Origin of the sequence: Curtobacterium sp. BNK-1 (assembly GCF_048685235.1) — a bacterium.
In the GTDB taxonomy this organism is placed as follows: Bacteria; Pseudomonadota; Gammaproteobacteria; order Enterobacterales; family Enterobacteriaceae; genus Pantoea; species Pantoea agglomerans.
The window spans coordinates 653,408-667,542 of record NZ_JBLQTJ010000001.1 but is presented as its reverse complement, the minus strand read 5'-3'; the positions used below and the strand labels follow the sequence as shown (position 1 = coordinate 667,542).

At 58.4% G+C, this 14,135-nt stretch carries 14 protein-coding genes; 5 read left to right on the top strand and 9 right to left on the bottom strand.

Going from position 1 to position 14,135, the window contains the following annotated elements; all coding sequences use genetic code 11:
* Positions 1–9: 9 nt before the first annotated feature.
* The 3 genes from ACMGGP_RS02995 to ACMGGP_RS02985 all read right to left on the bottom strand — a co-directional run bounded on the left by ACMGGP_RS02995 (position 10) and on the right by ACMGGP_RS02985 (position 3,658).
* A complete protein-coding gene (locus ACMGGP_RS02995; protein WP_010255244.1) occupies positions 10–330 on the bottom strand; it encodes a hypothetical protein in 321 nt (106 codons plus the stop codon).
* A 155-nt stretch (positions 331–485) separates the two neighbouring features.
* A complete protein-coding gene (locus tag ACMGGP_RS02990) occupies positions 486–782 on the bottom strand; it encodes an I78 family peptidase inhibitor (RefSeq protein WP_010255242.1) in 297 nt (98 codons plus the stop codon).
* A gap of 272 nt (positions 783–1,054) precedes the next feature.
* On the bottom strand, positions 1,055–3,658 hold the full coding sequence (locus tag ACMGGP_RS02985) for a bifunctional diguanylate cyclase/phosphodiesterase (RefSeq protein ID WP_010255240.1): 2,604 nt from the start codon (positions 3,656–3,658) through the stop codon (positions 1,055–1,057).
* A 213-nt stretch (positions 3,659–3,871) separates the two neighbouring features.
* Between ACMGGP_RS02985 and ACMGGP_RS02980 the strand changes: the two genes are divergently transcribed.
* The 3 genes from ACMGGP_RS02980 (at position 3,872) to ACMGGP_RS02970 (ending at position 5,195) form a co-directional block, all read left to right on the top strand.
* Complete coding sequence (locus ACMGGP_RS02980) at positions 3,872–4,522, top strand: CPBP family intramembrane glutamic endopeptidase (RefSeq protein ID WP_010255238.1); 651 nt, start codon at positions 3,872–3,874, stop codon at positions 4,520–4,522.
* 172 nt (positions 4,523–4,694) lie between these two features.
* Positions 4,695–4,865 carry a hypothetical protein gene (locus ACMGGP_RS02975; RefSeq protein ID WP_003850083.1) on the top strand — a complete coding sequence of 57 codons (171 nt, stop codon included), beginning with the start codon at positions 4,695–4,697 and terminating at the stop codon, positions 4,863–4,865.
* Positions 4,866–4,964: 99 nt separating this feature from the next.
* Positions 4,965–5,195: a hypothetical protein gene (locus ACMGGP_RS02970; protein ID WP_029519422.1), complete on the top strand. Its 231-nt coding sequence runs from the start codon at positions 4,965–4,967 to the stop codon at positions 5,193–5,195.
* 115 nt (positions 5,196–5,310) lie between these two features.
* Here the strand turns inward: ACMGGP_RS02970 and yniD are convergent, their stop codons facing one another.
* The 6 genes from yniD to ACMGGP_RS02940 all read right to left on the bottom strand — a co-directional run bounded on the left by yniD (position 5,311) and on the right by ACMGGP_RS02940 (position 11,014).
* Entirely contained in the window at positions 5,311–5,418 is a 108-nt protein-coding gene (yniD, locus tag ACMGGP_RS02965; protein ID WP_022625163.1) for a small membrane protein YniD, read from the bottom strand.
* 121 nt (positions 5,419–5,539) lie between these two features.
* On the bottom strand, positions 5,540–5,968 hold the full coding sequence (locus ACMGGP_RS02960) for an OsmC family protein (RefSeq protein ID WP_022625164.1): 429 nt from the start codon (positions 5,966–5,968) through the stop codon (positions 5,540–5,542).
* 58 nt (positions 5,969–6,026) lie between these two features.
* A complete protein-coding gene (gene lldD / locus ACMGGP_RS02955; protein WP_022625165.1) occupies positions 6,027–7,214 on the bottom strand; it encodes an FMN-dependent L-lactate dehydrogenase LldD in 1,188 nt (395 codons plus the stop codon).
* Positions 7,214–7,987, bottom strand: a complete 774-nt coding sequence (gene lldR, locus ACMGGP_RS02950) for a transcriptional regulator LldR (protein WP_045140739.1) — start codon at positions 7,985–7,987, stop codon at positions 7,214–7,216. Before lldR ends, lldD begins: the two co-directional genes overlap by 1 nt.
* The gene (gene lldP, locus ACMGGP_RS02945; protein ID WP_010255230.1) at positions 7,984–9,639 is read right to left on the bottom strand and encodes an L-lactate permease; all 1,656 of its coding nucleotides are present in this window, start codon (positions 9,637–9,639) and stop codon (positions 7,984–7,986) included. The genes lldR and lldP overlap by 4 nt, the downstream gene beginning before the upstream one ends.
* Before the next feature lie 205 nt (positions 9,640–9,844).
* Entirely contained in the window at positions 9,845–11,014 is a 1,170-nt protein-coding gene (locus ACMGGP_RS02940) for a cyanate transporter (protein WP_045140740.1), read from the bottom strand.
* Positions 11,015–11,101: 87 nt separating this feature from the next.
* Here ACMGGP_RS02940 and ACMGGP_RS02935 point away from each other — a divergent pair, with 87 nt between their 5' ends.
* Together ACMGGP_RS02935 and ACMGGP_RS02930 are read left to right on the top strand one after the other, a co-directional pair.
* The gene (locus ACMGGP_RS02935) at positions 11,102–11,962 is read left to right on the top strand and encodes a LysR family transcriptional regulator (protein ID WP_498798118.1); all 861 of its coding nucleotides are present in this window, start codon (positions 11,102–11,104) and stop codon (positions 11,960–11,962) included.
* Positions 11,963–12,052: 90 nt separating this feature from the next.
* Complete coding sequence (locus tag ACMGGP_RS02930; protein ID WP_480276283.1) at positions 12,053–13,441, top strand: amidohydrolase; 1,389 nt, start codon at positions 12,053–12,055, stop codon at positions 13,439–13,441.
* The last annotated feature ends 694 nt before the right edge of the window (positions 13,442–14,135 follow it).

Here is a 14,135-nt window from a genome sequence, read left to right as displayed (position 1 = left end):
ACCCACCACCTACTTCACCCAACGCAATTTATCCGCTTCGCTGATACTGGCCCGTCCGCTGCTGCGCTGAAACAGGCACAGCTCCCGTCCACGCTTATTTTTCATCTGCGGCTGGGGATAGCGTCCTTCCAGCAACAGTGCGCTGTAGCCCGTGTTGTCGTCATACTCGATCGCCTCGCCCAGCACCTTTACTTTGCTCAGATGACTGGCGTTAATGCAGGCCTGCACCATCACCTGACGGCTCTTTTGCCAGGCCTCTTCACTGGAAGCCTGCGCCAGTGTGCTGCTGAGTAACAATGCGGGCAGAAGTGCCCCGATTATGCGTTTCATCTTCTCTGCTCCTGTTACGGCCCGAAGCCGCTAAAAAAATTCCCGCCGGGGCGGGAATAAACAAGACGAGCACTATCTATTGTGTGACGAGGAAGTTTCTTAAACGCGCTGCTATCCTCGCCTGCCGTTATGACAAACCTATGACATCTTTGCCGTTAACCACAATAAACTGAGCTGATATTGCCATTTTTGTCAGCCAGGAAGTTCAGCCGATTAAGGTTGAAGTCCATGGTGACGGCAGAATTATAGGGAATGGCGCGGACCTTCTGTTCGAAGTGCTGACCCTGCAGCGCGGTTAACGGTTTACCGACATAATTCTGAAACTGAGAGGCACCACAGCGGTCAGCTTCCGGATCCTGCGCCACACTGGCGGTATCGGGCTTAGAGGCAGATTGACAGGCGGTTAATGCAAACAGCCCCACTACCAGCAGCCCTTTTCCATAAAATTTCACGTTTATTCTCCTGTTGGACGTGTAAAACCCTGCCCCAAGAGTAGCAAAGCGCACCTGCTGACCTGAACCCCTAAAAAGTAAAGTTGTTACAGCAGCATTAAACGGGTCGCAGCACAGGTCATCTTTTAAGATTAATCGCACTCATTGCCTAAAAAAAGCACTCCAGGAAACTACAATATTAAGAATAGTCTTAGTCCTGTGGAGGTCATGATGGAACTGATTATTTTTGTCGTCTGCGCAATGCTGATGACCGCCGTGGCGGTCAAAGTCCGTTAAACGGGTTCAGCCTGATTCTGCGCGGTTCTTTCCAGAAGCGTACTGAATGCAGCCAGCGGCATCGGTCGACCGAGGAAGTAGCCTTGCCCCTCTTCGCACGAAAGCTGTTTAAGCTGATTCAGCTGCGCTTCTGTCTCAATCCCTTCAGCCGTAATTGTCAGGGCAAAGGCGCGTGCCAGCGCAATAATCCCCGCGACCACCGATTGTGCCTGCTGCGACTCCGGGAAATCTTTCATCCAGGAGCGATCGATCTTCAGCCCATTAAATGGGAAGGTCTTCAGGTAGCCCAGGGCCGCATAGCCGGTGCCGAAATCATCAACGGTTAACCTTACCCCGAGTGACCGTAAACCCTGCATCACCTCCAGCGCATGCTGCGGATGTTCAAAGGTCACGTTCTCCGTGATCTCCAGCTCCAGCCGGGTAGCCGGCAGGCCACTTTTCGCCAGCACATCCGCAACCCGCTGCACTAAATCGCTGGTGCGGAACTCCATGGGCGAAATATTAACCGAAACATAGCGATCGCCCCCCCATCCCAGCGCATCCTCACATGCGCGCATCAGCACCCAGTCGCTGATGGTGGCGATGAGACCGCTCTCTTCCGCCAGCGGAATAAAGTGATCGGGGGTAATCCACTCATCCGGCGCAATCTGCCAGCGAATCAGCGCCTCAGCACCTGCCAGCTGACCCGTCAGCAGTTGATAGCGGGGCTGGTAGTGCAGGCGAAATTCATTGTTCTTCAGCGCTTTCTCAATCCGCCGCGCCATTTCACGCTTATCCTCACGCTGACTGGCCATCTCATTGGCATACCAGACCCACTGATTGCGTCCCGCTTCGCGTGCTTCATTCAGCGCGATATCCGCCATTTGCAGCAGCGCTTCCGGATGGCTGGCATCCTGCGGTACACAGGCAATCCCCATGCTGACGGTGAGATAGTGAACATGCTGGCCGGTGCTGATGGGCTGCTGAACCTCGTGCACCAGCTGTGCGCAACGCTGATCGACCCGCTCACGGTTCGTTTCACGCAATACCAGCACAAACTCATCGCCACTCAGCCGCGCCACCAGCTCCTGCGGGCCGATACAGCGCTTCAGACGCTGCGCTATCTGGCTCAGCACTTCATCGCCCGCCGCATGGCCCCAGGTTTCATTAATCGGCCTGAACTGATCGAGATCGAGGGTAATCAGCGTCAGCGGCGCAGCGCCATCAGGCAGCTCAAGGTGTAGCGTCAGAAACTCCTGCAGCTGCACGCGGTTCGACAGGCCGGTTAAGACGTCGTGACGCGACAAAAAATGAATGCGCGCCTCGGCTTCCATGCTCTGAGTGATGTCCGACACCGTGCCGCGAAACCCGATACGTCGCGCCTCATGCCAGATTGTTTTCGCGACCAGCTGGCCGATACGGCGGTTGCCGTGCGCCGACATAAACTGACAGCGCAGTGGCATCCGTTGCCCCTCCTCCTCCTGACGCTGCAGCCAGGCGACCAGCGAATGGCTGGGATGCGTCAGCAGGTGATCGATGTGACGGCCCAGCCAGTGTGTAATATCGTGGCCGGTCACGGTTTGAAAGCGCGCTGAGAGGTAGATGAGGCGGCCCTCTTCGTCCGTTTCCCAGATCCAGTCTGACGCTGCCTCAGCGAGATCGCGAAACCGCGCTTCGCTGTTGGCCAGCTCCTGCTGACTGATCGCCAGCAGGGCAAAGCGCCGGTCAGAAAGAATCGCATTAGAGAGCGCATGGCGGCTGACGCGATGGGTGATTATGCCTATGATGATCGCCATGAGCATCAGCAGTGGCAACAGAAACCAGACCAGGCCCATGCCAGGCATCTTTGGCGTCCAGCGCAGCACAATCAGATCGCCGCCGGGTAACGGTTGCACCATCCGCGGTTCACGCAGGGCATCCCCTGCACTGACGGGCAGGCGCAGTTCGCGCACATCCAGCGTGGCGCCCAGCGCCTGTAATTTGGCAGGGGTGAAAAGATTCACAAACACCATGACTGACGCTGGCCCCGCCATCGGCGGCATATTCGTCAGTTTGCCGCTGCCGATGGGGGCGGCAACCACAATGGCGGGCAGATGATTAATCAGTGCATCACGGGTTATCGCCGCGTCGTTGCGCTGACGTGCCGCCGCAATCAGCGCTGGAGCCTCTTTTCCCAGCCAGGCTTCCAGCGGCGTATCCACCAGCTGCCCATTAATGACGCTGTACGTGGTGTGACCGTTGCCGTCGACCACGAATACGCCCTCATAGTGATACTCTTCGTAGAGGCCCGGACCAAAGTTCTCTTCGTCATAAGCCCAGACTTTGTTGACCCTGACATGGAGATTGCGCCAGGCTTCGCCCCAGAACGCATAGTCCCGGATATCAGTGACCATCGCCTCCTGACGATTTTTCCACGCCTGCTGCATCAGCAACTGGTCATGCTCAACCGATACGCTGTTTTGCCGCTGCGCAATTGTCAGCACCATCAGCATCGAGAGCACCAGCACGCCAAACAGCAGCAGCGAAAGCGTGCGCAGGCTGCGCCGCGTAAAGCGGACAGTGCGGTCTTCAGCGGCATGACTGAATGGAGGCGAGGGTGGCGCCGGAGGGTTAGAAGTCATTAAGAGTGCTCACTACACAGTCAGAGTTTGAGATGACGGGCCTGCAATACAACATGCAGTGCTGACCAGATTAGTTTCCTCAGTTATCGGCTCACGCGCGCGGGTGTTTAGTCTGCGGTTAACATTTTGCGCTTAAATATTGTGTTACAGGCTGACTCGACAGCGATCTGGTGCATTGCTACTATGCGCTAACCTTCGCTGGCAGAGTCGCCTATGAATACCAATTCCGACAGAGTGACACTGACGCTGTTCTACGTCGGCAGCTTTGTGGTCTATTACCTGGTTACCATGCTGATCACGCTGTTCCCTAATTACAGCGTGCTGCGTAATGACGGCCTGCTGGTGCCGGTGCTCTGCCTGTTTGAATTTGCTGTTATCTATCCGCTTTACCGCTTTTACTGCCAGCGCCGCACCGACCTGCCGCTGGGTGAACTCTGCACGCTGCAAACTCTGCTGTTTACTGGCGCGCTATTTGTTCTGATGGCCGCACAGATGCAGTTCATGCAGCCGGAAGGATGGCTGGTGATGCAGGCCCAACAGGGACGCAATTCGCTGCTGATTCTGCTGCTCACCGCCGTGCTGCTCGCACCGGTGTTTGAAGAGGTGCTGTTCCGCGGTTTTCTGTTGCAGGGCTTTCTGCTGTGGGCGCCACGGAGCCGCTTTGCCTGTATGCTGCTGACCTCACTGCTGTTTGCGGTGATGCATACGCAGTATGTGCACTGGCAGACCCTTATCGCCCTGACGCTGTTTTCGCTACTGCTCTGTTACGCCCGGCTGCGGAGTAACAGTCTGGCGCTGCCCATCTTCCTGCACACGCTGAATAACCTGATTGCGCTGCTGCCCGCCTGGTATTTCGCAGGCTAGCGCCAGGCCCGCCCCTTCTGACACACCTTACAGGCCGCCGCATCACACCCTGGCTGGCGGACCATAGCTCACACTGACAATGCCGCCCCGGCACGTTTGTCTATACTGGATGTTAAAAAGGGATAAAAAGCACCACAGTCCGGACCACCAGACCGTGTAAAGGAGAGGATCTATGTTGATAGGATTTGTGTTGTTAGTGAGCGCATGCGGCTACGATGCCTGCGAGGCGCTGCCGGTATCAGAGCGCATCTATCCGACGAAGGTCGACTGTGAAACGATGGCGAACCGCATTCATAAAGTCAGACCGAATGTGGTACTGCTGTGCGGCGAAGTACATCGCTAATTCAGGGCCATGTTCAATAAAGCAGGGCTGTAACGTTGCAAGCTGACGCTTTAGCGTACAAAATATAAGCTGTTGTTAACCATTATCGTTGTGAATCCCATGAAAACATCACGCCCCCGTCGTCCTGGTGGACGCTGGGTTTACTATCTTTTGTATGATGGCATTCTGTGGCCCTGCCCCGTCCGTTGGGAGTGGGAGAGCAGCTATGGCGGCTGGCTGCCATTTTACTACACGCCAACCTTTGAGTTTGTGGTAGGCGATCCGCGCAAGGCTTATCGCATTGCGCGCAGCGATGTGCGGGCTAAAAGGCGCGAGGATGCCTTTGTCTGAGCGCGTTTATCGCCACGGCAGCCATGAGGCAGTAAGCAGATAGTGAACCGCTTCCAGCACAATAATCACCATTAATAATATGCCCAGCGTGTGGCGGCCAATCCCCTTCATCTGTTCAGGCCCAGATCATGGCAGCCCAGCGAATCAGCAGCAGCGCGCCACAGATGCACAACAGAACCAGCACCATCTTCCAGTACTTTTTGGCTGCCCGGTATCTCGTCACCTCAGTTTCCTCTGGTCAGAAAGCGAAGATGCGCCAGAAGGCGCATCTGTTCCGGTCAGCAACAGGACCGGTGAGGCATAGCATAACGCCCGGGCCGCCAAAAGGCGACCCGTTACCGGCATCAGTTGTTCAGGGTGTAATCCAGCGTAATTTCCGCGTTCAATACCTGAGAAACCGGGCAGCCCGCTTTGGCTTTATTGATGATCTCGTCGAAGGTCGACTCATCAATGCCTGGCAGAGAGATGGTGCTGGTCAGTGCCACTTTGGTGATGGCAAAGCCATCGCCTTTTTTGTCCAGCGACACGTCGGCCGTGGTATCAATGCTTTCCGGTGGATGACCTGCGTTGCCCAGCATCAGCGACAGCGCCATAGAGAAACAGGCTGCATGCGCTGCACCAATCAGTTCTTCCGGGTTGGTGCCTTTGCCGCCTTCAAAACGGGTGTTAAAGCCATAAGGCTGCTGGCTCAGCACGCCGCTCTCGGTGCTGACGGTGCCTTTGCCTTTGATATCGCCTTCCCAATGCGCCGAACCTTTCTTATGAATAGTCATGTCGTTCCTCCTGTTGGTAAAGAAGCTAAGTATAGACAATACATTCATTTTCGCAGGCTCAACTCACCGCGCGGGGACGTGGCGGTGTGCTCTGCGGTGCCAGTAACGCTTCCGCCTGCACCAGCGAATCGCGGGTAATTTCACCGATCGACTTCGCGCCGGTGAGGGTCATGGCAACGCGCATCTCTTTTTCAATCAGCGTCAGCAGGTTTTCTACGCCGCGCTGACCGTGGGTTGCCAGCGCATAGATAAATGCCCGTCCCAGCAGCACGCTGTCTGCCCCCAGCGCAATCATCCGCACCACATCCAGCCCGTTGCGAATGCCACTGTCCGCCAGAATGGCGATGTCACCTTTTACCGCATCGGCAATGGCCGGTAGCGCACGCGCCGAGGAGAGCACGCCATCCAGCTGGCGTCCGCCGTGATTAGAGACCACGATGCCATCGGCGCCAAAGCGCACCGCATCACGCGCATCTTCCGGATCGAGAATGCCCTTGATTACCATCGGCCCATCCCAGAACTCGCGGATCCACTCCAGATCGCGCCACGAGATAGAGGGATCGAAGTTATTCGCCAGCCAGCCGATGTAATCTTCCAGCCCGGTAGGCTTGCCCAGATACGTGGAGATATTCCCCAGATCGTGAGGGCGCCCCTGCAGACCCACATCCAGCGCCCACTGTGGATGGGTGACCGCCTGCCAGTAACGACGCAGCGCCGCATGATTGCCGCTCATCCCGGAGTGCGCATCGCGATAGCGCGCGCCCGGCGTGGGCATATCCACGGTAAACACCAGCGTGGAGCAACCGGCGGCTTTGGCGCGCTCCAGCGCATTGCGCATAAAGCCGCGGTCACGCAGCACATAGAGCTGGAACCACATGGGACGCTTAATCTGCGGGGCCACCTCTTCAATCGGGCAGACCGAGACGGTCGACAGGGTAAACGGAATGCCTTTCAGGTCTGCCGCGCGCGCCGCCTGTACTTCACCCCGGCGGGCATACATGCCGCACAGGCCGACCGGTGCCAGCGCAACCGGCATCGACAGGGTTTCATTGAACAGTTTGGTTTCAAGACTCAGTTCCGACATATTTTTCAGAATGCGCTGGCGCAGCGCCACATCCGAGAGATCCTCTACGTTGCGACGCAGGGTGTGCTCGGCATAGGCACCGCCATCAAGATAGTGAAACAGGAACGGCGGCAGGATACGTTGCGCGGCCGCGCGATAGTCACTGGCAGCGGAGATAATCATCAGTCAGATTCCTTTGGGTTGCGTGTGTCGTTATCCGGTAAGCGGGTGATGCGCGCCTGACGCGCTTCATCTTCATGCAGGCTTTTCATGGTGGTGTGCACGAATCCCAGATGCTGCATCGCCGCCTGGCGCGCAGCGTCGGCATCGCCAGTGAGGATCGCATCGAGCAGCGCCTGATGCTGTTCAGTCAGGCAGGCGAAAATCGCGGGCTGGGTATACATGCGCTGACGGCTCTGCATTACCGACGATTGCAGCAGCTCAAAAAAACCACGCATGGTCTGCAGCAGCACCACGTTGTGCGATGCCTCAGCAATCGCCAGATGGAAGCGCACATCCGCCTGGGCGGCGAGATCGGGATCGTCACTCTCTTTCAGCTTCAGGGTGGCGTCGAAAGCGTACTGCAGCTTCTCTTTGTCGGCATCGGTGGCGCGCAGTGCGGCGTGCCAGGCGGTGCTGGCCTCGATGGCATGGCGCGCTTCCAGAATGTCGTAGCGGTAGTCGGGATCGTCGCGCAGCAGCTGGCGAATCGGCTCGACGATGCGCTGTTCCGACCAGGGCGCCAGCTGCTGACGGATCCAGGTGCCGCCGCCGCGTCGGCTAATCAGCATGCCGTTGCTGATCAACTGTTGTATGGCTTCACGCAGCGAGGAGCGCGAGACGCCAAGCTCCGCAGAGAGCTGCCGCTCGGCGGGCAGGCGCATGCCCGGCTCGAGCTGATGTTCGGTGATATAGGCCCGCAGGCGCGTCACCAGCGGATCGGCATTGCTGCTCATGGGATCATCCAGGGGAAGACGTAGGCCTGAAGCGTGGTTATTACACCGACCATACAGGTGAAAATCAGGCTGTGTTTAACGGTAAACCGGAACAGGTCGGACTCTTTACCCACCAGCCCGACCGCCGCACAGGCGATAGCGATCGACTGCGGCGAGATCATCTTACCGGTCACGCCACCGGTGGTGTTGGCCGCCACCAGCAGAATATCGGAGACGCCAATCTGCTGCGCGGTCGTGGCCTGTAAAGCAGCAAACAGCGCATTCGATGAGGTGTCTGATCCGGTCAGGAAGACGCCCAGCCAGCCCAGGAACGGTGAGAAGAAGGTAAAAGCGTGGCCGGTGTGCGCCAGCGCCAGTGCCAGCGTCGCAGACAGCCCGGAGTAATTCGAGATAAAGGCAAAGGCCAGTACCATCCCGATAGAGTAGATCGGCAGCGCCAGCTCTTTCAGCGTTTCACCAAAGGTCTGCAATGCCGCCTTTGGCTTCATGCGCAGGAAAATCATCGCCATGATCGCTGCAATTAAAATGGCGGTGCCGGTGGCGGACACCAGATCCAGCTTAAAGATGGCCGGATAAGGGGTTGCAGTGCCGACCACGGGCGGCATCCGCGCCACCAGTTCATTCAGCATCGGCACCGGCATAGCCAGCACCCACTCATAGAGCGCACCGCCTTTGGCGAACAACGCTTTAAACGGCGGGATACTCCAGAGCGTGACGGTGGCGGTGAGAAACAGGAAAGGCATCCAGGCGCGGATCACCTGCCCCAGCCGATACTTCTGCGGTGGCAGCAACGGATCGCCCTGTTTCGCCTCTGCATCCGCAAAGCGGAAGATGCGCACCGGCTTCCAGACCCGCAGGAACAGCGTCAGCGAAATCAGCGAGGCGAGCGACGAGATAATATCGGGCAGCTCCGGACCCAGGAAGTTGGAGCTGAGGAACTGGGCAATGGCAAACGATCCCCCTGCCACGACCACCGCCGGCCAGGTCTCTTTCACTCCGCGCCAGCCATCCATGATCGCCATAATCCAGAACAGCACAATCAGGGTCAGCAGCGGCAGCTGGCGTCCGGCCATCTGGCCGATGGCAAAACTGTCCAGCCCGGTCACCTGCCCCGCCACAATAATCGGGATGCCCATCGCGCCAAAGGCCACCGGCGCGGTGTTCACAATCAGGCAGAGCCCGGCGGCGTAGAGCGGATTAAAGCCGAGTCCCACCAGCAGCGCGGCGGTAATCGCCACCGGCGCACCAAAGCCCGCAGCCCCCTCCAGAAACGCTCCGAACGAGAAGCCGACAATCAGCATCTGCAGACGCTGATCGGGAGTAATCGACAGGATAGAGGCGCGGATAATGTCGAACTGGCCGGTTTTGACTGAGATCTTGTAGACGAACACCGCGGCGACAATAATCCAGGCAATCGGCCACAAGCCATAGAGAAAGCCATACACCACGGCGGCCAGCGCCTGTGCAACCGGCATCTGATAGAGAAACAGCGCCACCAGCAGCGCCAGCACCACGGTGGTGGTGGCCGCCAGGTAGCCTTTCATCTTCAGCTTAATCAGCGCAAAGAAGAAAAAGAGAATCGGGATCAGTGCGATCAGGCTTGAAAGCCAGATATTACCCAGCGGATCGTAGTTTTGTTGCCAGATCTGCATGCCAGTATCTCCAGAGGAAAAGGTGACGTGGCACGCAGCCGCAGCGCTGGTGCCATCTGCCCCGGATTGGTCAGACCAAACCGCTCTATCGGGGCTTATGGCAACAGATAGTTAACGCATTGTTAACCTGTGGCAACAGAAGATGCGCGAATTTTCCCGGAGTGTGAACCAGAGAAAAATATTGCCGGGATTGGTCGGACCAAAATCAGCGATTCACCTCCGGAAAGGCGTGCTGATAGCTGCGCGGATGGAAACGCAGATTAAGCACGATTAACAGCAGCGTGACCGCCGCCTGCAATAACCAGACGCTGGTGAAGTGACCGGTGAGCGCATGCAACTGCCCCGCGATAAACGGCATGCTGCCCGCGATAATAAAGCCGACGCCCTGCATAAAAGCCACCAGCCGCGCGCCAGCCTGCGGCTGCTCCAGATGATCCAGCGCCAGCACCAGCGCCAGCGGAAATGCCCCGCCCAGCCCGAAGCCCGCAATCCCCGCCCAGAGCCACGGTGCCAGTTGTGGCGCAAACAGGAAACCGAGCATGCCGCTGAACTGCATCGCCAGTGTCAGCAGCAGCAGCGGACGGCGATCGCGGCCCCGCGCCAGCAAGGGCAGCAGCAGCGCACCCGTGACCTGACAGCCGATCATCATGCCAAGCAGTGACCCGCCCGCCTGTGCGCTCCAGCCGAGTTGATGATAAAAATCGGGCAGCCAGGCGACACAGATGGCATATCCGCCGTTCACCAGACCGAAGCTCAACGCCAGCGTCCAGGCGCGGGTTTTCCGCCACAGCGAAGGCAGAGCGGCGGCCTCTGTCCGGGTTGCACGTGGGGTGGTGATAAACAGCCAGAGCAGGATGGCCAGCACCACCGGCAGCGCCCAGCTGCTCAGCGCGCCCTGCCAGCCAAGCTGCCCATTCAGCCACGGCGAGATCGCCGCGCCAATCCCACCGCCGCCCATCAGCGCCGCTGCCCACAGTCCGGTCACGCCGGCACTGCGGCTGCCAAAGCGCTGACGGATCAATCCCGGCATCGCCATCTGCACAATGCCAATGCCCGCCCCTCCCGGCACAGTACTCAGCACCAGCCAGCCTCCGTCAGCCACAAACAGCCGACTCACCAGCGCCAGCAACAGCAGCACCAGGCCACCCAGCAGCAGTTTACGCACCGCAAAGCGCTGCATCAGCGGGGCGCTGACTAACGCAATGGCACCCATCATCATCATCGGCACCGCAGGCAACAGCGATGCCGCCAGCGGCGACAGACCGATGCTCTGACGCAGCTCGCCGAGTAACGGACTGACCGAGGTCATCAGCGGTCGCATATTGAGCCCGGCTAACACCAGCGCCGCCAGCAGCAGGTTGTTCTCTCTCTTCATCTGAGATCCACACAGTTAAAAGTTGCCAGCCTGGCAGCAGTCGTTACTATCTGGAAATGAAATATTACTCTGCCAGGTAGTGGAAATATGAATCGTCAGCCGATGTTTACTCCGCAACAACTGCTCAGCTTTGTCGCGGTGTGCGAAACCGCCAGCTTTACCCGCGCCGCTGACCGGGTGCACCTGTCGCAGTCCACCGTCAGCCAGCAGGTGCGACGGCTGGAGGAGATGGTCGGCAAAGAGCTGCTCAACCGCTCCTCGCATCAGGTGCAGATCACCGAAGAGGGCGAGAAGCTTTTAGGCTACGCCCGGCGGATTATCGCCCTGAATGGGGAAGCGCACGATGTGCTGAGTGACCAGTGGCGCGACGGTGTGCTGCGTCTTGGCGTGCCGGAAGATTTCGCCGCGCCCACGGCCGGTCTGCTGGCGCACTTCAGTCGCGACCATCCGCAACTTCGGCTGGACGTGATGAGCGGCATGCAGGTGGAGCTGCGGCGCGCCTGGCAGCGTGAAGAGCTCGACATCATGCTGATTAAGCAGCCTTATGGCGAGCGTCCGCTGGCGTCGCGTCCTGAACCCCTGCTGTGGCTCGATAGCGCAGAGTGGCCCTGCTTTGAGCAGACGCCGGTACCGCTGGTTCTGTTTCCCCAGCAGGGGCTCTATCGCGATGAGGTGTGTCAGACGCTCGACGCACTGGGCCGTAGCTGGCGCATTAGTTACAGCAGCGCCAGCCTGGTCGCGCTGGCCGCCGCCAGTGCGCAGGGTCTGGGGCTGACATTACTGCCCGCCAGCTGCCGCCTGCCGCAACATCGGGTACTGGGCCCGGAACAGGGTCTGCCGGTGATTGATACCTTCGAACTGGCGCTGTTCTGTCGTCATCCGCAGGATCCGCTGCAGCGCGAGCTGGCGGAATCCCTGGCAGCCTTCAGCCAGCTGCGCTGGCAGTGAGATATCGAATAGTCGTCAGTGGAAAATAACGCAGCAGGGTGGAGCGTCGTTTGTCAGATTAAGACCTTGTTCACTTTGCAGGAGCCTCTGATGCCTATTTCCTCTTCGCCGAGCCGTCGTGATTTCCTTGGGCAGGGCGTCCGCTGGACCGCCGCAGGCGGCTTGCTGGCCGCCGGTCTCGGCCAGGCCAGTGCCGCCACGCCATCACCTTTGTCCTCCATCAATCCCGACCAGCCCGCCGCCCTGCCCCGGCAGGATCACTATCTGCTGCGCAATGTGCGGCTGGAGGAGGGCTTTATCCGTGAGGATGATGAGATCGTTGCGACCCGGACCGGGCGTTACGACATCAGCGTGCGCGACGGTAAAATTGACCAGCTGACACCCGCCGGTCAGGGTGACAGCACCCTGCCGTCGTGGGATGCACAGGATGCCCTGCTGCTGCCCGCCACCCAGGATATGCATATCCACCTTGATAAAACTTTCTACGGCGGCCCGTGGCAGGCTCCGCGTCCCCGTCAGGGCAAAACCATCATGGATATGATTGCGCGTGAACAGGTGCTGATTCCGCAACTGCTGCCGCACTCTCAGGCGCGCGCCGAAGGGTTGATCGCTCTGCTGCACGCCAAAGGCACCACCCGCGCCCGCAGCCATTGCAATATCGATCCGGTCAGCGGCCTGCAAAGTCTGGAGCATCTGCAGGCGGCGTTAGCCCGTCACCCCGCCTTTCCCTGCGAGATTGTAGCCTTTCCCCAACATGGCCTGCTGCACTCGCAGGTCGATGGGCTGATGCGCGAGGCGATGCAGCACGGCGTTGAGTATGTCGGCGGCCTGGACCCCACCAATGTCGATGGTGCCATGGAGAAGTCACTGGATGCGATGTTCCAGATTGCGCTCGACTATCAGCGCGGCGTGGATATACATCTGCATGAAACCTCACCCGCTGGCGTGGCGGCGATTCAGTACATGATTGACACCGTGGCAAAGAATCCGGCGCTGAAGGGCAAAGTGACGCTGAGCCACGGTTTTGCGCTGGCGACCCTGTCCGGCAGTACGCTGGATAAGATGATCGCAGGGCTGGCTGAGCAGCAGTTCAGCGTCGCCTCTACGCTGCCGATCGGCAAGCTGACCATGCCGATTCCGCAATTACAGGCAGCGGGCGTGAAGGTGATGACCGGCACCGACAGCGTTATCGATCACTGGTCACCGTTTGGCACCGGCAGCATGCTGGAAAAAGCGAATCTCTATGCGCAGCTCTATCGGGGATCGGATGAGTTCTCGCTGTCGCGGGCGCTGGCGATCGCCACAGACGATCGGCTGCCGCTGACAGCCCAGGGTGAACGCCAGTGGCCAGTACCGGGCGATGAAGCGAGCATGATGCTGGTAGCGGCGAGCTGTTCCGCCGAAGCCGTGGCACGGATTTCGCCAGTCGTCGCGACCTTCTCGCGCGGTAAACCGGTGTTTGCGCTGGCATCAGCCTGAAACAGCAGGGCTGCGGAAAAAAACGCCGGGAGCGTTTTTGAACAACGCAACGCGTTGGCCCGGCTACGGGCGCACCTCAGGGATGAGGTGCGTAATCGCCCGCGCTGAGCCTTCTCAGCAAATGCGGAGAGATCGAGCCGGCTCAGGCCCGGTTACAGACGACCACCTTACCTAAAGCGCCGGGAGCCAGTACCTGCCCCACAACGCAAACCTACTCCCCCAAAAACAACAGAGCCTCCACAAGGGAGGCTCTGCATTTACCTGAGCGGAGTGCGGGTTACGCGCTTTTGGCCCATTTATCATTCGACATTAGTTCCATTGCCAGCGCGTATAAGCGACGATCTTCCTGATCACAGGGCTCATCTTCCGCATAACACGCAATCATCGAAGCGATCTTATCAGCCGATAAGCTCTCTCCATGAACATGCAGTGTCAGTACGGCGCGGCCTACTATTTTAAGCACATTTTCATGTGGTCCCTGGATGCGATTACTCAATGCAAATACCCTCTACCGGTCGTTGTACCAGGAATATGGCGCGCTAAATATAAAGCAATTAGCTCAGGATTTTTATCGGCACCAGTGGTGATATTTTTTAATGATTAATTCTATTACTGGAGTAGTAGTTAAGGATTTATCTGATTAACAATGAAATAAATATTTAAAAACGGCTACTTATCAAATAACCACTGGCCT